The organism is Ruegeria sp. N11 (genome assembly GCF_056531525.1).
In genome coordinates this window covers 80,023-103,130 of the sequence record NZ_JBQFLX010000011.1, presented here as the reverse complement: position 1 = coordinate 103,130, position 23,108 = coordinate 80,023, and the positions used below count along the sequence as shown (strand labels likewise).

Annotated in this window: 20 protein-coding genes; 7 read left to right on the top strand and 13 right to left on the bottom strand. The window is 57.4% G+C overall.

Annotated features, from left to right (window positions below):
* Positions 1 to 10: 10 nt before the first annotated feature.
* From ACR0J8_RS13355 to ACR0J8_RS13330, 6 genes are all read left to right on the top strand, one after another.
* Positions 11 to 505, top strand: coding sequence for a (2Fe-2S)-binding protein (locus ACR0J8_RS13355; protein WP_093963851.1), 495 nt, complete (start codon positions 11 to 13; stop codon positions 503 to 505).
* Positions 502 to 2,919 (top strand): aerobic carbon-monoxide dehydrogenase large subunit, encoded by a 2,418-nt coding sequence (locus ACR0J8_RS13350; protein ID WP_480890638.1) that lies wholly within the window; start codon positions 502 to 504, stop codon positions 2,917 to 2,919. Before ACR0J8_RS13355 ends, ACR0J8_RS13350 begins: the two co-directional genes overlap by 4 nt.
* Before the next feature lie 53 nt (positions 2,920 to 2,972).
* Positions 2,973 to 3,839, top strand: coding sequence for an AAA family ATPase (locus ACR0J8_RS13345; protein WP_480890636.1), 867 nt, complete (start codon positions 2,973 to 2,975; stop codon positions 3,837 to 3,839).
* Between the two features lie 47 nt (positions 3,840 to 3,886).
* Entirely contained in the window at positions 3,887 to 5,026 is a 1,140-nt protein-coding gene (locus tag ACR0J8_RS13340; protein WP_480890633.1) for a vWA domain-containing protein, read from the top strand.
* Positions 5,027 to 5,038: 12 nt separating this feature from the next.
* Positions 5,039 to 5,851: an XdhC family protein gene (locus ACR0J8_RS13335; RefSeq protein WP_480525385.1), complete on the top strand. Its 813-nt coding sequence runs from the start codon at positions 5,039 to 5,041 to the stop codon at positions 5,849 to 5,851.
* Between the two features lie 106 nt (positions 5,852 to 5,957).
* Positions 5,958 to 6,410 (top strand): SRPBCC family protein, encoded by a 453-nt coding sequence (locus ACR0J8_RS13330; RefSeq protein ID WP_170680458.1) that lies wholly within the window; start codon positions 5,958 to 5,960, stop codon positions 6,408 to 6,410.
* A gap of 146 nt (positions 6,411 to 6,556) precedes the next feature.
* On the opposite strand, the gene ACR0J8_RS13325 is transcribed toward ACR0J8_RS13330, so the two are convergent.
* The 13 genes from ACR0J8_RS13325 to ACR0J8_RS13265 form a co-directional block, all read right to left on the bottom strand.
* Entirely contained in the window at positions 6,557 to 8,446 is a 1,890-nt protein-coding gene (locus ACR0J8_RS13325) for an amidohydrolase (protein WP_480890630.1), read from the bottom strand.
* 76 nt (positions 8,447 to 8,522) lie between these two features.
* Positions 8,523 to 9,917, bottom strand: coding sequence for an alpha/beta fold hydrolase (locus tag ACR0J8_RS13320; RefSeq protein ID WP_480525388.1), 1,395 nt, complete (start codon positions 9,915 to 9,917; stop codon positions 8,523 to 8,525).
* 142 nt (positions 9,918 to 10,059) lie between these two features.
* A complete protein-coding gene (locus ACR0J8_RS13315; RefSeq protein ID WP_480890626.1) occupies positions 10,060 to 10,425 on the bottom strand; it encodes a cupin domain-containing protein in 366 nt (121 codons plus the stop codon).
* 57 nt (positions 10,426 to 10,482) lie between these two features.
* Positions 10,483 to 12,015: a phospholipase D family protein gene (locus tag ACR0J8_RS13310; RefSeq protein ID WP_480890623.1), complete on the bottom strand. Its 1,533-nt coding sequence runs from the start codon at positions 12,013 to 12,015 to the stop codon at positions 10,483 to 10,485.
* A 232-nt stretch (positions 12,016 to 12,247) separates the two neighbouring features.
* The gene (locus ACR0J8_RS13305; RefSeq protein WP_480890620.1) at positions 12,248 to 13,363 is read right to left on the bottom strand and encodes a Gfo/Idh/MocA family protein; all 1,116 of its coding nucleotides are present in this window, start codon (positions 13,361 to 13,363) and stop codon (positions 12,248 to 12,250) included.
* On the bottom strand, positions 13,360 to 14,436 hold the full coding sequence (locus ACR0J8_RS13300) for a Gfo/Idh/MocA family protein (protein ID WP_480890618.1): 1,077 nt from the start codon (positions 14,434 to 14,436) through the stop codon (positions 13,360 to 13,362). The genes ACR0J8_RS13305 and ACR0J8_RS13300 overlap by 4 nt, the downstream gene beginning before the upstream one ends.
* A 12-nt stretch (positions 14,437 to 14,448) precedes the next feature.
* Positions 14,449 to 15,456, bottom strand: a complete 1,008-nt coding sequence (locus ACR0J8_RS13295) for an ABC transporter permease (RefSeq protein ID WP_480525397.1) — start codon at positions 15,454 to 15,456, stop codon at positions 14,449 to 14,451.
* Positions 15,453 to 16,394 carry an ABC transporter permease gene (locus tag ACR0J8_RS13290; RefSeq protein WP_480525398.1) on the bottom strand — a complete coding sequence of 314 codons (942 nt, stop codon included), beginning with the start codon at positions 16,392 to 16,394 and terminating at the stop codon, positions 15,453 to 15,455. Before ACR0J8_RS13290 ends, ACR0J8_RS13295 begins: the two co-directional genes overlap by 4 nt.
* Complete coding sequence (locus ACR0J8_RS13285; protein WP_480525400.1) at positions 16,391 to 17,875, bottom strand: sugar ABC transporter ATP-binding protein; 1,485 nt, start codon at positions 17,873 to 17,875, stop codon at positions 16,391 to 16,393. The genes ACR0J8_RS13290 and ACR0J8_RS13285 overlap by 4 nt, the downstream gene beginning before the upstream one ends.
* A 75-nt stretch (positions 17,876 to 17,950) precedes the next feature.
* Entirely contained in the window at positions 17,951 to 18,988 is a 1,038-nt protein-coding gene (locus tag ACR0J8_RS13280) for an ABC transporter substrate-binding protein (RefSeq protein WP_170806450.1), read from the bottom strand.
* Positions 18,989 to 19,033: 45 nt separating this feature from the next.
* Positions 19,034 to 19,948, bottom strand: a complete 915-nt coding sequence (locus tag ACR0J8_RS13275) for a sugar phosphate isomerase/epimerase family protein (RefSeq protein ID WP_480525402.1) — start codon at positions 19,946 to 19,948, stop codon at positions 19,034 to 19,036.
* Between the two features lie 10 nt (positions 19,949 to 19,958).
* Positions 19,959 to 21,113 carry a Gfo/Idh/MocA family protein gene (locus ACR0J8_RS13270; protein ID WP_480525404.1) on the bottom strand — a complete coding sequence of 385 codons (1,155 nt, stop codon included), beginning with the start codon at positions 21,111 to 21,113 and terminating at the stop codon, positions 19,959 to 19,961.
* 12 nt (positions 21,114 to 21,125) lie between these two features.
* Positions 21,126 to 21,854 carry an SDR family NAD(P)-dependent oxidoreductase gene (locus tag ACR0J8_RS13265; protein ID WP_480525405.1) on the bottom strand — a complete coding sequence of 243 codons (729 nt, stop codon included), beginning with the start codon at positions 21,852 to 21,854 and terminating at the stop codon, positions 21,126 to 21,128.
* 175 nt (positions 21,855 to 22,029) lie between these two features.
* Between ACR0J8_RS13265 and ACR0J8_RS13260 the strand changes: the two genes are divergently transcribed.
* The gene (locus ACR0J8_RS13260) at positions 22,030 to 23,058 is read left to right on the top strand and encodes a LacI family DNA-binding transcriptional regulator (RefSeq protein WP_480525407.1); all 1,029 of its coding nucleotides are present in this window, start codon (positions 22,030 to 22,032) and stop codon (positions 23,056 to 23,058) included.
* The last annotated feature ends 50 nt before the right edge of the window (positions 23,059 to 23,108 follow it).

Here is a 23,108-nt window from a genome sequence, read left to right as displayed (position 1 = left end):
AGGAACACTTATGTCGAAAATGCACGTCAAACTCACCGTGAACGGCAAGCAGGTCGAAGGTCTGGCCGAGCCGCGCACGCTGCTGATCCACTTCCTGCGGGAAGATCTGAAAATCACCGGCCCTCATATCGGTTGCGAGACCAGCCATTGCGGGGCCTGCACCGTGGATATCGATGGCAAGTCCGTCAAATCCTGCACGACATTCGTGGCGCAGGTGAACGGTGCCGATATCACCACTGTCGAAGGCCTGACCAATGACGATGGCAGCCTTGGTGTCCTGCAAGAGATGTTCCGGGAACATCACGGGCTGCAATGTGGATTCTGCACGCCGGGGATGATCACCCGGGCGCATCGCTTGCTGCAGGAAAACCCGAACCCGACTGAGGAAGAAATTCGTTTTGGTATGGCTGGGAACCTCTGCCGTTGCACCGGTTATCAGAACATCGTCAAGGCGATCTCGGCCTCGGCTGACATGCTGAACGCTCAGAAGGAGGCCGCGGAATGAACGATCAAACCATGACCCCCGAAGAACGCGCCGCCAATCTCAAAGGGATGGGCAGCTCGCGCAAACGCGTCGAGGATGTGCGCTTTACCCAAGGCAAGGGCAACTATGTTGATGACATCAAACTGGATGGGATGCTGTTCGGTGCCTTTGTTCGCTCGCCTTATGCCCATGCCCGCGTTGTCAGTGTAAACAAAGACGCCGCGATGGCCGTGCCCGGTGTTGTTGCTGTATTGACAGCCGAGGATCTAGCTCCGCTAGGCTTGCATTGGATGCCGACGCTGGCTGGTGACAAGCAGATGGTGTTGGCCGATGGCAAGGTTCTGTTCCAGGGCCAGGAAGTCGCTTATGTAGTCGCCGAAAACCGCTATATCGCGGCGGATGCGGCTGAGCTGGTCGAGGTTGACTACGAAGAACTGCCCGTCCTGACCGACCCGTTCGAGGCACTGAAATCGGACGTTGTCCTGCGTGAAGACCTTGCGGGTCAGACCGAAGGCGCACACGGGCCGCGCAAGCATCACAACCACATCTTCACTTGGGAACAGGGCGACAAGGACGCCACCGAGGCCGTTCTGGGCGAGGCTGATGTCGTAGCTGAAGAGATGGTCTATTACCACAGGACCCACCCATGTCCGCTTGAGACCTGTGGCTGTGTGGCTTCGATGGATAAGGTGACCGGCAAGCTGACGCTTTATGGTACTTTCCAGGCCCCGCACGCGATCCGAACCGTTGTGTCGCTGATCTCGGGTCTCGCCGAGCACAATATCCGGGTAATCAGCCCTGATATCGGTGGTGGTTTCGGTAACAAGGTGGGCGCTTATGCGGGCTATGTCTGCTCGGTCGTCGCCTCGATTGTCACCGGCCAGCCGGTGAAATGGGTCGAGAACCGGATGGAAAATCTGATGTCCACCGCCTTTGCCCGCGATTATTGGATGCAGGGCAAGATCGCTGCGACCAAGGATGGCAAGATCACTGGCCTGTGGTGTCACACCACGGCGGATCATGGCGGGTTCGACGCATGCGCCGACCCGACCAAATTCCCGGCCGGTTTCATGAACATCTGCACCGGGTCGTATGACATCCCCACCGCTTATCTGGCTGTGGACGGGGTCTACACCAACAAGGCACCTGGCGGCGTCGCCTATCGATGCTCGTTCCGGGTGACCGAGGCCGCCTATTTCATCGAACGGATGATAGAGGTTCTGGCCATCAAGCTGAACATGGACGCGGCTGAACTGCGCCGGATCAACTTTATCCGCAAAGATCAGTTCCCATATCAATCGGCGCTGGGCTGGGAGTATGACTCGGGCGATTACCACACCGCTTGGGATAAGGCATTGAAGGCCGTGGGCTACGAAGACTTGCGCGCCGAACAGGCGCAGCGGATTGAGGACTTCAAATCGGGCAAGACCCGCAAGTTGTTGGGTATTGGGCTGACGCACTTCACTGAAATCGTAGGCGCGGGACCGGTGAAGAACTGCGATATTCTCGGGCTCGGCATGTTCGATTCCTGCGAAATTCGAATCCACCCGACTGGGTCGGCCATCGCGCGGTTGGGGACGATCAGTCAGGGTCAGGGCCATGCCACGACCTTTGCCCAGATCATCGCCAGTGAGATCGGCTTGCCTGCCGACGATATCACGCTGGAGGAAGGTGACACGGACACCGCGCCTTATGGTCTTGGGACCTATGGGTCTCGGTCGACACCTGTGGCCGGTGCGGCAACGGCGATGGCCGCCCGCAAAATCCGCGCCAAGGCGCAGATGATCGCGGCCTACCTGCTGGAAGTCCATGACAACGACGTCGAATGGGATGTGGATCGCTTTGCCGTCAAAGGCGCGCCCGAGCGGTTCAAGACGATGAAGGAAATCGCCTTTGCCGCCTACAATCAGGCGATCCCGGGGCTGGAACCCGGTCTGGAGGCGGTCAGCTACTATGACCCGCCGAACATGACCTATCCGTTCGGAGCTTATATCTGCGTCATGGAGATCGACGTGGATACAGGCGAATGGGACGTTCGGCAATTCTATGCGCTGGACGATTGCGGCACCCGGATCAACCCGATGATCATAGAAGGTCAGGTCCACGGTGGCGTGACCGAGGCGCTGGCCATCGCGATGGGTCAGGAAATCGCCTATGATGAGATGGGCAATGTGAAGACCGGTACTTTGATGGACTTCTTCCTGCCCACGGCATGGGAGACACCCAATTACACCACTGATCACACGGTGACGCCATCTCCGCATCACCCGATTGGTGCCAAGGGCGTGGGCGAGAGCCCCAATGTCGGCGGCGTGCCTGCGTTTTCGAATGCGGTGCATGATGCATTCCGTCCATTTGGCCTTGTTCAGAGCCACATGCCGCACGACCACTGGCGCATCTGGAAGATAGCCAACGGTCTGGGCATGCACAGCTAACAGGAAAAGCCGCCGCGCTGCATCTCAGTGCGGCGGCAATCCGGGAGAATGGCATGAGCTTGCAGGAGATACAGCAAGGCCTCGCCGAAGTGGGTTATGTTGCCGACGACCGATTGGCTATGGCGTTGCATCTGGCGCAGACCCTTGGGCGTCCGCTGTTGTTGGAAGGGCCCGCAGGGGTTGGCAAAACCGAGGTCGCAAAGGCGTTGGCAGCACAGCGCGTAGCGCGATTGATCCGGTTGCAGTGCTATGAAGGGCTGGATGCCAGCCACGCGATTTATGAGTGGAATTACCAGCGCCAGTTGCTGGCCATTCGTGCAAGCGAGGCACAGGGCGGAACCAGCGAGGCCCAGCTATTTACTGATGACTATCTGCTGAAGCGACCATTGCTGGAAGCAATCAGCGAAGAAAAGCCACCTGTTCTGCTGATCGATGAAATCGACCGCGCGGATGAGGAGTTTGAGGCCTATCTGCTCGAGATTTTGTCGGACTTTCAGATCACCATCCCCGAGCTTGGCACCATCAAGGCGCGTTCGCGGCCCATCGTGATCCTGACGGCAAACGGGACGCGGGACCTTTCAGACGCGCTGCGGCGGCGTTGCCTTTATAGTTTCCTCGACTACCCATCGCGTGAAACGGAAATGGCAATCCTGAAATCTCGCATGCCCAAAGTCGAAGGGCTGTTGGCGCACCAGATCATTGGCGTTGTGCAGGCATTGCGCAAAGAAGATTTGGAAAAGACCCCTGGCATCGCCGAGATGCTGGACTGGGCGGCCGCCCTTTCAGGGCTGGGTGTAAACGACATGGCGCAATCCCGCGAAGAGGTTCAGGCGACGCTTGTCTGCCTTCTAAAAACTGCCGCCGACTATGACGCTGCCCCGCCCGAAGTGATGGATCGCCTGATAGGAAAGGTGGCGTGATGCAAGTCACCCGGTTCCCCACTCGCGCATCTGGTTTGGCGGATCGCATGTCCGGCTTCATCGCACATCTGCGTATGAACGGAATGCGTGTTGGACCGGCTGAAACGGGGGACGCATTGGCCGCGCTGGCGGCGGTTGAGGCAACGGATATCAGACAGGCTCAGCGGGCGCTTTGCGTGTTACTGGCCGGCGACGCCGACGATTGGCGGCGCTTCGATGACCTGTTCGAGGCCTATTGGTTCAATACCGGAAAGCAGCGCACGGGAACTGCCCAAACGGCGCATGTGCGGGTTCAATCCGCCAAGCCGATGATCTGGCAGCAGGAAAGCCAGGCTGCTCAGGAAACGGAAACCGGCACGGATCAGGCCACTGCGCCTGATCCCGGCGACGGGGAGGCCGTGGGGAGGAACGGGAAGCTGATTGCAACCCGTACGGCCAACCTGTCGCGTCAGGATTTGCGCGAGCTGATGGACGAAGACGCGCTGCGGCAGGCGGAACAAGCCGCGACTGCTATCGCGCGCGCAATCCGCGACCGCCGCTCGCGCCGGCGGAAACAAGCGCTGCGTGGCCCCTCGCTTGATATGCGCCGGATCCAACGCGCCAGCCTTGCAAGGGGCGGAGAACCGATGGACCTGTATCGCCGCGCTCGTCCACCACGCCCGATGCGGATTGTGGCCTTGTGTGACGTAAGCGGTTCGATGACGGTTTATTCGCGGGTTTTTCTGGCCTTCCTCAAAGGTCTGATCGGCAGTGGCACAGAGGCGGACGCCTATCTCTTCCATACCCGTCTGATGCGCGTCACGGATGCGCTGCGCGACCACGACTCCTTGCGCGCGGCCGGGCGGCTGTCGTTGATGGCCGAAGGGTTTGGCGGCGGCACGGATATCTCGGGCAGTCTTGAGCATTTTCTGAATGGATACGGCGCGCGGTCTTTGAACGGGCGGACCATCGTGCTGATCTTGTCCGATGGGTATTGCAGTTCCGACCCGCAGGCGCTGGGCGATGCGCTGGCGCGCATCCGACGTAAAGCGCGGCGGATCGTATGGCTGAACCCCCTGAAAGGCTGGCGGGACTACCAGCCGATTGCTGCCGCGATGCAGGCGGCGGAACCCTATCTGGATGCACATTTGCCAGCCAACACGCTGGAAGCGCTGGCGGCGTTGGAACCGCAGTTTCGTAAGCTGTGAAAGGAATCTGAAATGGCTAACTTCGACATATTCGACACGATTGAACAGCTGCGCCAAACCGGTGAGGCCTTTTGTGTGGCTACGGTCCTGCGTACGGCGGATGCAACGTCCGCAAAGGCCGGAGGAAAAGCTGCGATCACCAAAGACGGGCGCCTTCTTGGACATCTCGGAGGGGCTTGCGTGCAGCGCGCCGTCCGAACCTCGGCCCGGACGGCGCTGATCACCGGTGAGCCGCAGATGATCCGTGTCAAACCTTCGAATAAGGTGGTGAGCATGACAGACCCCGACGGAGTGCAGACCTTCAAAAGCGGCTGCCCCTCGGGCGGCACTGTCGATCTGTTGGTCGAACCGTATCAACACACCCCGCGTCTGGTGATCTTTGGGACGTCTCCGATTGCCACAGCGCTGGCAGCGCATGGGGCGCTGGCCGGCTTTCGCATCTGCCTTGGTGACGAGGCAGAAACAGACGGCGACTACGATAGGTTTACGCTGGAAACCATCGACCATTTGGACATCGAATCGCAGGATTTCGTTGTTGTTGCCTCGCAGGGTCGCGGAGACGCTGACGCCCTGAAAGCGGCGCTGCAAACCGAGGCGGCCCATGTCTCCATGGTGGCCAGCCGCCGAAAGGCTGATGCGCTTACGGCAAAACTCATCGCTCAAGGTTTGGCGCCGGAGCGCGCGGCGCAGCTCAAATCCCCGGCCGGGCTGGATATCCATGCGATCGATCCGCATGAAATCGCCCTGTCGATCCTGGCCGAGATCGTGCTGTGGCGAAACACGAACAAATCCAGAGAGGCATCTGATGATGAAAAACGTGCTTAATCGCCTGCGGCGTTTGTGGCTGGTGCGCCCGGACGTAACGCCGGAAGAGGCTACCGAGACCGCACTTCTGGTCTATCCAAGATGTTGTTGAACAAAGGAAACATGAATGGAACTCAGTGACGAAATCCACATTGCCACCCCGCGCGACGTCGTTTACCGCGCTTTGAACGATCCGGATGTCCTGCGCGAGTGCATTCCCGGCTGCGAGGAACTGATCCAGCACTCGCCCGAGCACCTTGAGGCCAAGGTTGTCCTCAAGATCGGCCCAGTCAAGGCGCGGTTCTCTGGCGAGGTGACGCTGGATACTTCAAATGCACCTGAAGGTTTTTCCCTGACCGGGGAAGGCAAAGGCGGCGCGGCCGGGTTTGCCAAAGGTGGTGCCGACGTAACGCTTACCTCAAATGGGGATGAGACCATTCTTGCATACACCGCTAAAGTTGAAGTCGGCGGAAAGATTGCGCAATTGGGTAGTCGATTGATTGCTGGCACCGCGAAAAAGCTCTCGGGCAAGTTCTTTACTCGTTTTGGCGAGATCGTCTCGGAGCAATCGGTTTCTTAGAACCAGTATCAGTAGAACTTGGGATTGAGTGGCTGGGAATTGATCATCGTTCAGAGGTGACAAAACCCAGCTCATTTGCGTGCCCATCTGGACGTAACCAAACTTGATGCGGCCAAATCCAGTTGTTCTGCGGTGCCATTCAAACTTCAAAGATGCCCGTGAACGACGGAAAGGGCGTGGGTTAACGCCCTCTCGGCGAAATCTATATCGCCTGTGAAGTCGCTGCCCTTTCGGCTTGCGTCTTCCTGCAAGTTTTCTTCGCCTTTCTGAATGCGTCCCTCCGCAATCGTGCCCCAAACCGCGATATCCTTGATCTTCATCGGGTCGACGGTCACGGGGTTCTCTGCCAAAATCGTGAAGTTGGCGAGCTTGCCCGGTTCGATGCTGCCCCGTTCTTCTTCAAGGCGGTGAGAATACGCCGCATTGATCGTGACCCCACGCAGGGCCTGTTCGGCAGAGATCTTTTGGTCGCTGCCGGCAACGCGACCGGAACTCGTGATCCGGTTTACCGCACACCACATCAGGAACAGTGGGTCGCCCGGTGCCATGGGCATGTCAGAGTGCAGCGACCACGAGATAGCTGATTTCTCCAGATCGCCCAGCCGCACCATCTGGTCCGCGCGCTCGGGTCCCAGGCCGGTTTCGCTGTAGCGATCTGATAGCGCGGTGACGTAGTAAGGATTGGCGCTGACGATCGCGCCGAGGCGTTTGATACGCTCGACCTGGTCGGGCGCGCTGACGGCGAAGTGGACAATCACCGTACGATGATCAAAACGCGGGTTGCGTAATAGATTATCTTCCAGCGTGTTCAGAACACGGTCGAGACCGGCATCGCCGTTGACATGCACATGCACCTGATAACCGGCGTCCCAATAGATCCGGAAAGCACGTTCGAAAGCATCCTGATCCATCATCCATTCACCGTGATAGTCACCGATGGCGGGGTCGCGAAGTTGGATTGCGAGGGAATATATGGCGCCGTCAGAGAACAGTTTTACGCTGCCAGTTGCCATGCTGGTCATGCCGCCGTACCAGTCGACCAAAGCCTCGGTTTTGCGGATCACGTCGGTATCCTGATCGTAAGTAGCAACCAGGCTTTTGCCATCGGGAATGAACGTCCATCGGAAGGGCATCGATGGCGCCGACATCACCGCATTGACAGCATCCTGAATGGGCTTTGCAAGAATACCGCCCGGTTCGTTTCCGAAGGTCACACCCTTGGCGTGCATGTAGTCGCGCATGGTCAGCAGGCCGGAACGGAACTTGTCAGGGTTTGCGACCATCGGTGCGATATTCGGCAAAACGGCAAACAAACCCTGTTCCCAGAAGTGACCATCTTCGAAACTGGATTGTGATTTTTCTGTCTCTGACCAGCTGGCGATCAGGTCTTCGGTGACGCCCGCGGCGTTCATCGCGGCTGTATTCAGGATGAACTCATGACAGGATCTGGCCCACGCGAATACCGGCCGCTCGGCGCTGATCGCGTCGAGGTCGGCACGGGTCAGAGGGCCATAGAACGCGGCATGATACCCCCAAGTGAGCAGCGGTTCAGCCGGATCATCCAGCTCGGCCTCGGCTGCCGCAAGGCGCGTCATGAAGTCATCCTTGTCCTTGAGGGCAATCGCGGTGCCGTCGGGCAGTTCCCAATCCTCGATGGACAGGATCAGGGATGACATTGTCAATCCTGCCAGGATCGGATGGTCGTGCTGCGCAATGAAACCGGGAACGATAACGTGGTCGTCGAATGTTGTGTCCAGATCGTACGGTTTATCTCCAAGGATGCCCTTGACATCGTCCAGCGTTCCGGTTGCAAGGATCCGATCTTTTATCACCGCAACGGCCTGAGCTGACGGTTGATCCGGGTCGAGCGTCACGATCTCGCGCGCAGTGAAAATCGTGGCGGTCTCCAAACCCAACATCGCAGCGCCAACGTCCGAAAGAGAGGTCGCTTGAGCCATTGCCTGTCCGGCCAAAGCCAGGGCAGTTGAGTTGATCAGGGCGAATTTTAGGAAACGCCTTCTGGAAATATCAGTCATTACGTTCTCCGGAAATCACGTTGTTGAGGAAACAGCGGGTACAAATAACGTCAGCACCCATTTAAGCGTAAGGTACTCAAAAATCACCATGTTCTTTCAGATACGGTCCGATTTCCTGAAAGAACTCATCGAACCCCGGATGGCCGCGTATCATGCAATGATTGGCCCCGGGCAGTTCAACGAACTCTGCCGTCGGGATTTCCCGGGCTGTCTCACGGCCTTCATTGATGGGTGCCGCCATGTCGCCTTGGGCATGCAACACCAAAGTCGGAACATTCACGCGCTGCGCATCCGCGCGTACGTCCATGTAGCTGTTCATTTCCATGATCCGCAAGGCCGTTTCCGGGCTGGCGGAGATGCGTTGCATTTCGTCGAAACTTGCCCCTTCTTCCGGCGTGGCATCCGGCATGTAACAAGACGTGAAGAAATGGCGGTACACCGGGTTGGGGGAGCCCCAGCCGGCCGATACCATGGCGCGAGATGCCTGATAAAACTGTTCGGCTTCGGCGTCCCCGCGCTTCATGCGCCCGCGCAAATAGCCCCCCAGCAGGATAAGAAATTTCACGCGCTTGGGGTGTCTTGCCGCAAATCGAATTGAAAATGCAGACCCCTGACTGATGCCGAACAGGCCAAAACGATCCAGCCCGGCCGCATCGGCCACGGCAATCATGTCGTCGATCATACGATCTTCTGAAATGTCCTCAACTTCCCAGTCTGAAAGCCCGTTTCCCCGTTGGTCGAACCGGACCAATCGACAGAGTTTGGACATCTCGGACAGGAAATCCCCCCAGACCGGGCTGGTCCACTCATACTCGATGTGATTAAGCCAATTCGGGGCTTTCAGCACAGGTATACCTTCTCCGGTCGAGGCCCAGGCAAGATTTACGCCATCTGCCGATTTGCAGAACTTCACGCGCTGTTGCAGTGAAATCTCAGGAGCCGCACGCACGGGCGCCGCCTGAGGGGACCATTGCCAGACACGAATGGGTCGAGTGATGTTCTTGACGCGTTGGCCGCCCATGTCGCGAAATGGAGCGTCGACCCGGTCCTGAATTGCCTGATGCACGATATCCGAAACGCACACGCCGCCGGGTTCTGCCAATCCTTCAAGCCGCGCGGCGACGTTCACCCCATCTCCGAAGATGTCACCGTCGTCGAAAATGACATCGCCCAGATTGATGCCGACGCGAAATCGGATTCTCTTGTCGTCCTCCAGTTCGGTTTCCCGAAGGCTCATCGCTTGCTGAATGCTGACGGCGCATTGAACCGCGTCCTGAACGGATTCAAATGAGGCCAGCATGCCGTCTCCGGTCGTTTTGATGATGCTTCCTCCGCGCCGGGTTATTTCCGGATCGATCAATTCGCGCCGATGTTTCTTTTGACGTGACAGAACACCCAACTCGTCCACTTCCATCAAGCGCGAGTACCCGACCATATCGGCCGCCATAATGGCTGAGAGGCGTTGTTCCATGGCAATCCCCCCTCTGCGCCAGCGGTGGTTTGATCGCTGTCAATCAGGTGCCGGCGCGAAACAATGACCCCAGTATAGCCGGAAATCTTCAGACCGTAACGGCGCTGGTGAAGGTTTGAAGAGATCGTGGAATTTTCCGACTTCACTCGAACTGAATAATGACCGCCTCAAAATCCTCGAAGCTTGTGACCTTGGTGTGATGACCGCGTCCGAACTTGTCTGCCATGTGCCAAACGTCCCCCGGTCCTATATCCCGAAATTTGCCATCGCTTGCGGTAACGCGGATCGTTCCGGCAAGGCACACCAGCCTTTGCGTCACTGGCGTCGGGTGGATCGGTTCGTTCCAACCTGATCGAAGCCTCAGGAACATGGTCTGTTTAACATGCTCCGGCTCGGAGAACTCAATTGCCTTTGCTGGTGGCGCAAAGCTTCGCTCTGCCAGCGGAACTTCGATCTCGGACCAACGGCTTTCGCCTGCGGCGTCGGCATACAGGTTGTAGTACTTCACGATCAAAACCCTTCCGGAGATTTGACAAAGCCAGGCTGATGGTCAAAATCATCAACCCTAAAGCTGTGAACCAATTGGTAAGATGCTCAAAAAGCCGGCGACGATGTGATCCCATGCCGTACCTGTCGGCTCGGAGTCATATTCCAGGATCGTGCCATCCTCGTTCCGGGTCCGCCACTTAAGTTGGCCTGCACGCTCCAATGTCACGTGATAGGTGTAGGCTGGCAGCGCTTGGTCCAGGGCAGCCATGGTTTGACTGGCCAAAGCGGGCGAATCCATCAGAATCCCCATTTCGGTATTGATGTGGACCGAACGCGGGTCCCAGTTGAACGACCCGACGAACAGATATCGGTCATCCACCGCGAAAGCCTTGGAATGGAGGCCGGATCGGGATTGCGCCCAATTGATGCCGCGACGTTGGACTTGGTAGGCATCGGGCCTCAGTTCATACAGGTCGACCCCGCCGCGCAGCATTGCCCGACGTTTCTTGGCATAGTGGGCGTAGACCGGTGCGACGTCGTTCGAGGCCAATGAGTTGGTGACAACTTTGACCTCGACTCCGCGGTTTTCCAGTTCGGTCATCCACCTCACGCCATTGTTGCGGGGTACAAAATAGGCCGAGATGATGTTTACTTCGCTTTTGGCATTTTCGAAGTAGGGCAGAAGTTGGGATGCGAGAATTGGATCCGAGTTTTCCAGGCCCGCGGCCTTGGACGGCGGGTCCGCATACAATCGGGCAGGAAGCCAATCCAGTGACAGCGCGCCGTCTGCAAAATTCTCTTCGGCGGATCGTCGTAGGGCGGCACCGTATTGCGTTTGCTTCGCCTCTTCCACCAGCGCGTTGAGCCTGCCTCGCGCATCGCTCAGGCTGAAGGCCTCCGGTTCACCGACAACCACGCGGGCAGGGACGGCAAATTCGCTGTTCCAGTATGCGTCAAAGCTTTTGGAGACCTCTTTTACAACAGGACCTGCGGCCAGAACGTCCAGATCGGCATAGTTCATTTCTTTACGGGCCAGAAAGTACTCGGCACCGATGTTTCGCCCACCGACAATCGTGAACACGTTGTCCGCCGTCATGGACTTGTTGTGCATTCGTCGATTGATGCGTTTGAAATCAGTCAGCCCCGCAACCAGCAGGCTTTGATCGCGCCAAAAGGGGTTAAACAGCCGGATTTCGATGTTTTCGTGGTAATCAAGCGCAGCGGTCATCGCGTCGTAGCCGGATGTATCCATGTCATCCAACAGCAACCGGACACGCACCCCCCGATCTGCCGCTTGTAAAAGACTGGCCGCAAAGAGATGCCCGGTCGGATCGTTGTGCAAAAGATAGTATTGGGCGTCGATCGTTCTCTCAGCCGCTGCGGCCATCAATAGCCTTGAGACCAGAGCTTCTTCGCCGTCGCTGATCAGCTTTACACCAGAACGACCGTCTTTTGGGTCTCCGAGACGGGTGACGGTTTGCGCAAGATTGCTGCCCGAGCTGGCAGGAACAGCGCTTGATACCGTCTTTTCATATGTACGAACCCGGGGAGAGCAAGCAACAAGGCCCAACGTGCAAACGACACAAACCACGATAGCCCATGGTTTCATAGTCTTCCTCCAACCATCCGTTCCCAAGTGACTACGCATCAGGGCGCGAATGCAAGTTTCTTCTTTGCAGCGTCTGGTTGTTTCGCATCTGTCCCCGGGCGGTGTGTGGTAGGGATCGCAGTATGGCGACCATTCAAAGCCACCTATTTGCGGGCTGGACTAGGAGGCGAGACTGGTCGAAGTATGGTGGCAAAAGCCTGAATTCGTACCCGTTTTGCCTGAAAAAACCCGACTAGGCGTCGACTGTTCTGATGCTTCCGATCTCGATTTCTCGATTTTGTTTGGACGAGGCAATTGCCGCAAAAACGATGGCCAATGACTTTAGGTTGTTCTTTGCGGATACCGAGGGCTCTCGGTCCTCTTCTATCGCACAAAGAAGCTCTCCCATGGTTCCGCGAAACCCGTCGTTGAACCATTGTCCTTCTAGCGCTGGGCGTGCGATTCCTTGTGCTGTCTCAAGCGTCACAGATTGCGACGAAAGATCCGGTCCCCTTGATGTAAGGCTTCCGGTTGTGCCAGCCACATATGTTGTGTCACGCGGGCCAAAATGAACGCCCCCGTCAAAAATCAGGCTTGCCTGGCCTTGGTCCAAACGCACCAGCGCCTGTGACATCAAAGGGACCTTGTTGGCCTGGCCACATGCCGGTGTCGCGGTTGCAAAGACGCTTTCTGCCCTGTCGCCAACAAGAGACGCAAGAAAGTCGAACCAATGCACACCAAAATCATAAAGGATCAGGTGCTCCATTTCGTCGAACGGCGTACCTGAGGTCCAGCCGTGATCCCAGTGAATTGAAACATGTGCAGACAGAACGTCGCCGATCAATCCAACTGAAACCGCCTCGCGCATCCAGGACAGGTGTGGAGCCCAGCGACCATTTTGGTTTACCGCGAGTTTCACACCCTGATCATCTGCCAGCTTCACAAGGTCATTGCCCAGATCAAGGTCGGTAACAAACGGCTTCTGGCTGAGCACGTGTTTGCCCGCCTTCAAAGCAGCCTTGAGGATTGGCACGCGGTGTTCCGGATGAAGTGTGACGTCGACAACGTCGATTTCATTGTCGGAAAGAAGCGCCTGCCAATCATCTTCGATGCGCGCCGACGGGCAGTATTCGGCAGCCTTTTCCTCGGCTTTCGCGTGCGTCCGGTTCCAGATTGCGGCAATGTCCCAGCCGGCCGTTCGGTAGGCATCCAGATGGCTTACGGAAATTCCGCCCGTACCAATTATTCCGATCCTGGGCCTGTAGTTTTGAGGCACCGGTGGAGAATACGGCAAGTCCGGGGCAGGGACTTCGGGCAACTGGGCTGACTTTAAGGCATACTGGTCGGTTTTGGCACTGTCCTCGCTCATGACAGCAACCTGAGAGTTTGTTTTTCGCGCGCTGAACGGAGCGCGGTATCGACGATCCGCTGTGCTGTCAGACACAGGGCCGGATCAAGCGGCCCTTCGACCCGGGTTCCATTGGACAAGCAGCCAAGGACGTATTCGATGGCATTTCCTTCGCCAGCAGCCAACGGGGTCACCGGTATCTCGTGCCGTTCGGGTTTTGCGCGGGTCTGAACCGTTATGTGGCTGGCATAGTCGGGCGACGAAATGGTGCCGTCGGTGCCGACAAAAACAAACCCGCAAGTGGGTTGCGGCTGCGTTGTCCAAGGATCGGTGAACGTACCCCAGCGCGTTTCCATCTTTGACAGCCCGGATTCATAACGGCACACGGCAATTGCATGCTGATCGACCTCGATACCTGGTGTTTCGTCAACCGTGCATGTGACCTCGATCGGTGCACGGCCGCCCATGAACCAGGTTCCAAGCGTCGCGCCGTATCCTAGGTAATCAAGCAGCGAACCGCCACCGGATGACCGTTTGTACCACCAGGAGTCCGGCTTTTGACGCTCGACTTCTTCGGGGGTTACCTCGACCTTATCGGCCAAATGGTACAACGGTCCGCGATTTCCGTCATAGAAATGAACCTCACACAAATCGCCGATCATGCCTTCGTCGATCAACCGCTTGGCCGTCACGTGGCTTTCGACCCATCGCAAGGGCCAGTTGATGACCAGCTGATTTCCGGTTTCGTTCATTGCCGTCATCATCCGGCGGGCATCGTCAACAGATGCGGCAAAGGGTTTTTCGACAAAAACATGCATGTCATGAGGAGCCAGCCGTTCCGTGTAGTCCGCATGTTGCGCTGTCGCCGCGCAAAGAATGGCCATATCGTAAGGACCAGCCGTCATACATGCGTCGAAATCCGTAAATACCCGATCTTCCGGAATATCGAATGCCTTCACTGCCGCCTGCATTTTGTCCCGATCCGGATCGAAGATCGCGGCGATTTCGGCGTCAGGATGCTCGTGCACCATCCGAAGCAAATCACCCATATGCATGTGATCGAAACTGACGCCGACGATCCGGAATTTTGCCATTGGGAACCTCCTTTAGCGTGTGCCGGTGATCCTGACGTAGAGCGCAGTAACCGCGAGGATGATCAGCCCAAACAGGGCCGTGCGTGCGCCTTCCGGCATCTGCATCAATGTTAGCATGGTATCCAGCACACGCAGAATAAGTGCGCCCACAATTGCACCCGCGAAGCTGCCACGCCCCCCAAAGATTGATGTGCCGCCGATCACCGCCGCGGCGACCGATGGCAACAACAACGGATTTGCAAGGCTCAGTGAGGTTTGACGGATCATGCCGAGATAGAGCAAACCAGCCAGTGCGGCGATAAAGCTGGATAGCACGTAGAGCGCCAGATAGACCTGCCAGGCCCGTACACCGGATAATTTGGCGGCCTGTTCGTTGGAGCCAAGTGCAAACAGCAACCGGCCAAACCCGGTATAGCGCATCAGCCACAGGATAAAGAGCGCGAACGGAACGAATACAAAAAGTCCGTTCGGCATTCCTGCGGTTCGACCGGTCCCGAGCCATGAAAGGAAAGCGGGAATCTCGGTGCCCGCATTGATGACGAGGCGTTGGTAGACCTGCAGGCATCCGGTGGCGATCAATCCCGTTCCAAGCGTCATGATCAAAGGATGGACACGCACCAGTCCAACCCCGATGCCATTTACAACGCCAACAATAAGGCCTGCGGACAAAGCAATCAGGACTGCAGGCGTTACGCCCCATATTGCGCTGAGTGTCGCGCAGACGAAGGCTGACACAGTAGCGACCACTCCGACCGACAGGTCAATTCCTGCCGTCAGCATCGTCAGTACCTGACAAGCGGCAAGCATCGCCAGCGGAATTGCGAACTTGATCAGGTTGCCGACCCAAAAGGTCGAAATCAGCCCGTCCCGACCGGCCCGAAACGGGGTGACGATACCCGGCCGCAAGACCTCGAGCACAGCGATCATCAGGAACAGGAAAACCAACAGCGGTATGATCGGGTTGTCACGAAGATACCGCCCAAAGCGGACCATTGGCAGGTCAGTGGTGTCCATGCTCATCGGCGGGCCCCCCTTAGTGACGCCGCAGTGCCCAGCATGACAACAAGGACCATGATTGTTCCTTCGATAATTGTTGTCACGTTTGGATCGACGGCCAGCAAAGTCAGGATCGTTCGGATGATCCGCAGAATGAAAACGGCGATGATCGGGCCAAGAAGGCCGCCTTTGCCACCACCCAGAACGACACCGCCAAGAACCACCGCCGCGACAGAGGCCATAAGATACGGACCTGGCACCGGCTCTCCTATTCCGGTCAGGGCGGCCAGGCTTAATCCGCCCATGGCGCAAAACAGACCGCATAGGGCGTAGGCGATAACTTTCGTTCTTCCGACCGCAACGCCTGAACGGAAGGCAGCCAGTTCGTCCGACCCAGTTGCATAGATCGACAGCCCAAGTTTAGAGCGCCGGATCGGCAGCCAGACCACCGCGATGCCGACAGCGATGACGACAAGCGCCTTTGGCAGCCCGTCGAACAGAAAATGCCCTCGGATCGCTTGTTCCAGCCAGTCCGCCGTCGCGCCACCGGGTGTTTCAAGGATCAGCAACGCAACGCCTTCCCAAACAAAAAGCATTGCGAGTGTAACGACGATGTCGGGTACGCGCGTCACAACAATCAGTAGCCCGTTGATCAGCCCCATCAAAAGCCCGACACCCAGAACTATTAGCAGGGCGGGCACACCGGCCATGCGTTCCATCAAAACGGCAGCCGTCACGGCGCATACCGCCATCATCGATGCGACGGACAAATCGATGCCGCCGACGATCACGACGATGGCCATACCGGCGGTTGCAAAAGCAAAGGGCAGGGCGGCACGGGCGATACTCTCAAGCCCGGACGCGCCGAAAGTGGGTTGTATCACCTTTGTGATGGTCAGAAGAACCACAAGAAGTAAAACGAGCCCCATGACCCAGGAGTGTTTTCGGATGGTCCCGCTCACGCTGCGCCCTCCGCTTCGGTCAGGCCATAAGCCGCGCGCATCAGTGTTTGTTCATCGGCGTTGGCAGCGTCAATCACGTCAACCACCCGCCCGTTGAAGATTACGACCGCACGATCGCAGGCAAGCGGGATTTCTTCCAACTCGGATGTGTAGAACAAAACCGCCGCGCCCTGATCGGCCAACTCGCGAACCAGTGGATAAATCTGGCGTTTCGTGCGGACATCAATGCCACGGGTCGGGTCGAACAAAAGCAAGGTTTCGACACCGGTCGCCAGCCAGCGACCAATGGTGACTTTCTGCTGGTTGCCACCTGAAAGTCGTTGCACTTCGCCCTGCGCGCGTGTGTCGATCTGCAGCTTTTCGACCGCATAAGCGACCCGGTCCCGCTCGTGACGGAGTTTTATCGGCCCCCAGTTTCTAAGACGTGCCGAGAATGGTAGCGCAATGTTTTCCCTGACGGACCTTTGCGCCATCAAAGCATCAGAACGGTCGCCCGGCACGAAGGTCAGCCCGGCCGCAATGGCGTCGGCGGGGTGGGCGAAATGAACAGGCTTTCCGTCCACTTCCATTGACCCTGACGTTGGTCGGTCAAAACCCGCGAGCACCTCGAAAAGCTCATCCTGTCCCTGACCTTCAAGCGCGACTACCCCCAGTACTTCGCCGGGGTACAAGTCGAACGAGACGTCCGAGAAACTGGGCTCGAACGCAAGCGACTGAACGTGCAATCGGGGTGTCTGTGTTTGTGGTCCGTTTGCTTTAAGTATCTGGCGCTGTCCGATGTCTATCTTTTGACCCAGCATCAACTCGACAACGCGTTCTTCGACGCCGGGTTCAATGTCCAGATCCCCGACAGACATGCCATCCCGCAACACCGTCGCCCGATCGCATAGTTCAGAAATCTCGGTGAAGCGGTGGGAAACATAGATCACCCCCATCCCGTCATTTGCCTTGCGTCGAACGGTTTTCAGAACACGTTCAACCAAATCTGTGGGCAGCGCAGCGGTCATTTCGTCCAGCAGGAGAACGTCAGGTTCAACTGCCAATGCGCGGGCCAGATCGAGAATGCGAAGCGTGGCGAGCGGCAGGTCGCCGATCATCGCTGACAACTTCAGGTCATTGATCCCAAGTTCCGAAACCCAGTCACGGAACTGATCGACCGGTGTGTCGGTCAGCCTGAGATTGTCGGACACGTCGAGATCAGGAATAAGTGACGGTTCCTGGTAAACAGGCACCAGACCGGAACGGCGCGCCTCGGCCGGGTTTCCGACATGCGCCGGTTTCCCCCGGATCAGCACCTGGCCAGCATCAGGTTTCAGGGCACCCGTTATGATTTTGACAAAAGTCGACTTCCCGGCACCATTTGCCCCCATCAAGGCAACAATCTCGCCTTCGGCGACCGTAAGCTGGGCTTTGGTCAGGGCATGTACGGCGCCAAAACTTTTGGCCACGTCAGACGCGTCGAGTAGTGCTGTGCGGCTCATGGAGTTCCTTGAATGCTGGAGATGCTCTGTGTGTGCCCTCCGCCCCGCCGGGGGCGGAAGGCCAGTCAATTGGGATCAGCCTTCGCCGGGTCCCTTGCAGTCGATGATCTGTTCCATCGTGTAGTCAGTCCATCCGGGAACCGTCACGGAAACGGGCCATTCAGGATCCAGATTAGGATTCTGAGCGGCCTTGATCGTTTCGCGGCCAGCATCTGTTGCGTTTTCCCAAAGCACGGGGTCGACAAGGACAGTGTTACTGTCAGGGGCCTCACCGTTCAGGATGTCGACGGCCAAAGCGATGCCCGCGCCGCCAACCGAGCCGGGGTTTGTCACCGCTGCGCCATTCAATCCCTCAACCTCGGTCAGGTATTGAACAAAGCCCGCATTGTCCGCTCCAACGATGGGTACCAAAGGCGCACCGGATTCCGTGAACGCGTCGACGATTACATTGTCGATGCCGCTGGTCCAGACACCGTCAAACGGGATGCCTGTGGCAAGGAAATCAAAGATCTGTTGCTTGCCCTGGTCCTGCTGCCATCCGGTGAAAACCTCGTGCACCACGTTGATCTCGGGATGTTCAGCCAGTGCGCGCTTAAAGCCGTTGTCGCGGTCCGTATCCGCCGAAACCCCGGCGATACCGCGCATGTAAACGACGTCACCTTTCCCGCCGAGCTGCTCGAACAGCCACTTGGCACCAAGGTAGGCGTATTCTTCCTGATTGTTCGACAGAATGTACGCGCCTTCGGCCGAAACGCCTGCATCCACGGCCACAACGACGATGTCTTGCGCCATCGCCTTTTCTAGCGCCGAGTTCAAGGCGTCGGGATTGGATGGGTTCAGAACAATCGCGTCGACACCTGCTTCGATCAGGTTGTTGATGTCTTCCAGTTGCCCGGCAGAATCCGTGTTGCGATGCGCAACGATCAGGTTTGTGACATCGGCTTCAACCAAAGCCTGCGCGCGCATGGCGCAGATCATCTGTTCGCGCCAACCGTTACCTTGAACGGTGTTGGACACGCCGATTGTGTATTGCTTGTGCCCGTCCGCTATCGCCACAGTTGCAAGAGAAGCAGATACTGCTATCGCAGCAACTCCGTATAGTAGGTTTTTCATTTCGTTTTCCTCCCAGTTTTCAATCGGTTCACGTTTGATGTTGTTTCATTTGATGAATGGCGACAGGACATCCCGGGCCAGCAGGAACCCCCGCTTGACCTTTTCGTCCGTGCCTTCGAACAGCCTGTCTTCATGCTCGATGATGATGGGACCGTCGTATCCGACGCGGTAAAGTCCGGAAAAGAAGCCAGACCAGTCCACGTCACCCAGCCCGCAAAGCCGGGGGACTTGCCACCCCATGCCGGTTGACATCACCCCGTTCTCATACAGCCCGTCCTGATCAACCATCACATCCTTGGCGTGGACATGGGCCATGTGAGGGCCGAACTCCTTGATAAAGCGCGTCTGATCGATGAATTGCCAAATTAGATGCGAAGGGTCGAAATTCATGCCAACCGCATCGCCCCACTGCTCGAATATCCGTCGCCAAATCTTGGGCGAATAGGCGATGTTGTGACCCCCGGGCCATTCGTCATAGCTGAAGATCATCGGGCAGTTCTCAAAACACAGGCGCACGCCAGAGTTTTGTGCGTGCTTTACGATCGGATCGAAAATTTCCGTCGCGCGTTCCCAGTTCGCGTCGAGGTTCAGCGTTCGGACACCGCCCACGAATGTGTTGACGACGTTGATGCCCATCACCCCAGCAGCGGTGATGACCTTCATGAGGTGCCCGATAACTTCTGCCCGATGATCCGCATCGGCATGGAGTGGGTTGGGGTAGTATCCCAGACCGGAAATCTCGACCCCATGACCGCCAAGTTCCGCGATAATCTCATTTCCCTGATCTGCAGAAAGGCCGTCCACGTTGATGTGGCTGGTTCCCGCATAGCGCCGTTGCTCGCCGCCTGATGCAGGCCAGCAGGCGACCTCCATCGCTGAAAACCCATTGGCACCGGCCCAGGCCGCCACATCGGCCAGTTGAGAGTCTTCGAATGGTGCAGTCAGTAAGCCCAGTTTCATGTCATCGCCCTCAAATCTCGCTCAAATCCACCCAGCGGCTTTCTTTCGCCGATTTCACGACAGCATCGCAGAACCGCATCTCGTAATGGCCGTCCTCGAATGTGGCCCATGTGCTGCCTTTCTGACGCCCGCCTGCGATGACATCGGCATAGACGGCCCGAAAAAAGTTGAAGAAGGAATCCGCGAAGCCCTCGACATGTCCGGGTGGCAATGTGGCGGCGGCAACCCCGGGGCCGTTCATCAATGTAAAGTCGCGCATCAGGGTCTGGTTCGGCGCGTCGCGGTGCCCAATGAACAGATGGTCAGGGGTTTCACTGTCCCAGGCGGCACTGGCCTTCGCCCCGGCGATATCCCATTGCAATGAGTTCTTTCGACCCATGTTCACCTGAGATGTGCTCATCAAGCCCCGTGCTCCGTTTTCATAACGGATTAGGATCATCGCCGCGTCGTCGGTATCGATAGGCACAGTTTCGGTTTCACCGGTTCCGCTGGAAAACGTCTCGACCGAGCCGAGAGGTTTCTGGCGTTCCGGAATGAAGGTTGTCAGCTCTGCAAAGACAGAAGCAGCTGTCAACCCGGTGACGAAACTAGTCAGATCAACCCAGTGCGTTCCAATGTCACCGACTGAACGCAGCGCTCCGCCCATTTCGCTTTCCAGCCGCCAGTTCCAGTCATCTGATTTTGCCAGCCAGTCCTGGTGGTAATGCCCTGTTATGAAACGAATATCACCAAGATCGCCTGTTTGAACCATGCCATGAGCCTGCTGGTTCAGCGGGTAAAACCGGATGTTGTAACAAACCGCCGCTACCTTTCCTGACGCATCGGCCAGGTCCACCATTTCAGCGCTTTCGGCGGACGTCATGGCAAGGGGCTTTTCACAGATGACGTGTTTGCCTGCCGCCAGAATCGACTTCACCTGCGGATAATGTGCGTGGTTCGGGGTCGTTACGTGCACCACATCGACGCTTTCATCCGCCAGCAGGTCGTCCAGAGATGTGTAGGCGTGCGTCACGCTCATCGCTTGGGCCCGATCCCGGCCGCGCTCTGGCGATGATCCAAGAACGCCTCTTACGTCCACGCCCAGACGCCGAAGGGCCTGAACGTGCACCGTTCCAATGAATCCGGTCCCGATCACTGCCGCGCCAATTTTTGCGAAGTCACTCATCGTGTGCTCCTGTCAAACAACCGAATACCCTCCGTCCACGGTCAGGCATGTACCCGTCACAAAAGCCGAGGCATCTGATGCAAGAAACATGGCTGATCCTGCGATATCTTCCGGTTGACCCCAGCGCGCCAACGGTGTGCGGGCTTCGACCGCTTTTGTGAAATTTGCATCTTCCCTCGCCCGGGCCGATTGTTCGGTCACGATGAACCCGGGTGCGATTGCATTCACCCGAATACCGTCCTTGGCCCAGGCGATTGCCAGCGATTTTGTCAGTTGTTCCACACCGGCTTTCGAGGCGCCGTAGGCCGGGTTTTGCGGTGAACCAAATCGCGCATACATCGAGGCCACATTGATGACGCGTCCTTTTGCGGCCGAAAGGGCAGGGTGCAACGCCTCGGCGCAACGAAACGACCCGGTCAGATTGACGTCCAGCACGTGTGAGAAGAAGTCGGGCTCCATCTCCTCGCCGCGTCGTGTGATCGCGGCACAATTGATCAGCACATCAATATGGTTCCGTGCTCCAGCGAATTTGTAGACTTCGACCGTGTTGGTTACATCCAGTTGACTGTAGCCAAACCGGGTTGCGTCCTCTTCGATGCAATCCGGTTCCACGCCGGTAATTTCCACTTCGGCGCCCGCGTCCTGAAATGCTCTGGCAACAGCTGCGCCAATACCGCCCCGGCTGGCGCCAATCACCAGGACCTTTGCCCCAGTAAAGTCGAAGGAGGTCTTCGAAGTCATCAAAGAGCCCGGATTCCGCTGCTTTTGAATTCGGATGTCATCACTTCCCTCAATCCGCGAGTTTCCTCTGCAATCGATTACATTTTCGAAAAAACCTGCTTTTCAAAAACTGTAATCGATTACATAATCGGCATCACAATAGATTCGAGTCAAGCTGGAAATTTTCTGACTGGTCATGAACAAGAAGCCCAAACCCGCCACGATACAGGATGTTGCCCGTTCCGCGATGGTGTCTACGGCCACGGTCAGTCGTGTTTTGTCCAATCCTGGTCTGGTGTCGGAAGCAACGCGTTTGGCAGTACAGGAAGCCATTCATGAGACAGGCTACCGGGTCAACCAGGCCGCCAGAAACCTGCGCATGCAAAGGGCCGGTGCTGTACTGATCCTGGTCCCCAATCTAGGCAAGCCTTTCTACTCGGGCATCTTGGCTGGTATCAGCGAGGGGTTTGCCGGATCGGACTATGCAGTTCTGATTGCAGATACAGAAAGCAACCCATTGAAGGATGAAACTCTTGCCGGGTACTTTCGGGACGGCCGGATCGACGGTGCAATTTCGTTGGACGGCGGGATATCGTCGGCCGCGTTGCAGCAATGCGTCAGGTACGGGGCGGGTGACCGCATTGTCTTTTTGTGTGAATGGGTCGAGGGCGCGTCCTTTCCGGTGATTTCCAGTGATAACGCCGAAGGTGCGCGATTGGCGATCAGGCATCTGCATGATTTGGGCCACAAGAAAATCGCGCATGTGACCGGCCCCGACGGGAATGTTCTGACAACGGCCCGGCGTGAGGGCATGGTCGAAGAACGGACGCGGCTGGGGCTTCCAGCGCAGCCGGAGTGGATCATCAGGGGCGATTTCTCGCTGGAATCCGGACATGAGGCCGCCAGAAGAATACTCGCGATGGATGACCGCCCAACGGCTGTATTCTGCGCGGCGGACATGGTTGCCTTTGGGTTGATCTCTGGGCTGGTCGCAGGCGGGCTGAAGGTGCCCGAAGACATTTCGGTTGTCGGTTTTGACGATATCGAAATGTCAGGTTCTTACGTTCCCGCGCTGACAACAATCCGACAAGACCGGCATCAACTGGGACGCCGTGCAGCCGAGGTGTTGCTGGGCCAGTTGGCGAATACAAGCCGGAACCCTCCGACAAAAACGGCAGTTTCCGTGGAACTTGTCACGCGGGCGAGCACTGCGCCGCCCAGTTGACAGGCCAAAATTCGAGGCGACTTTGCTATGGTCAAGGAAGCTGCGTAAGA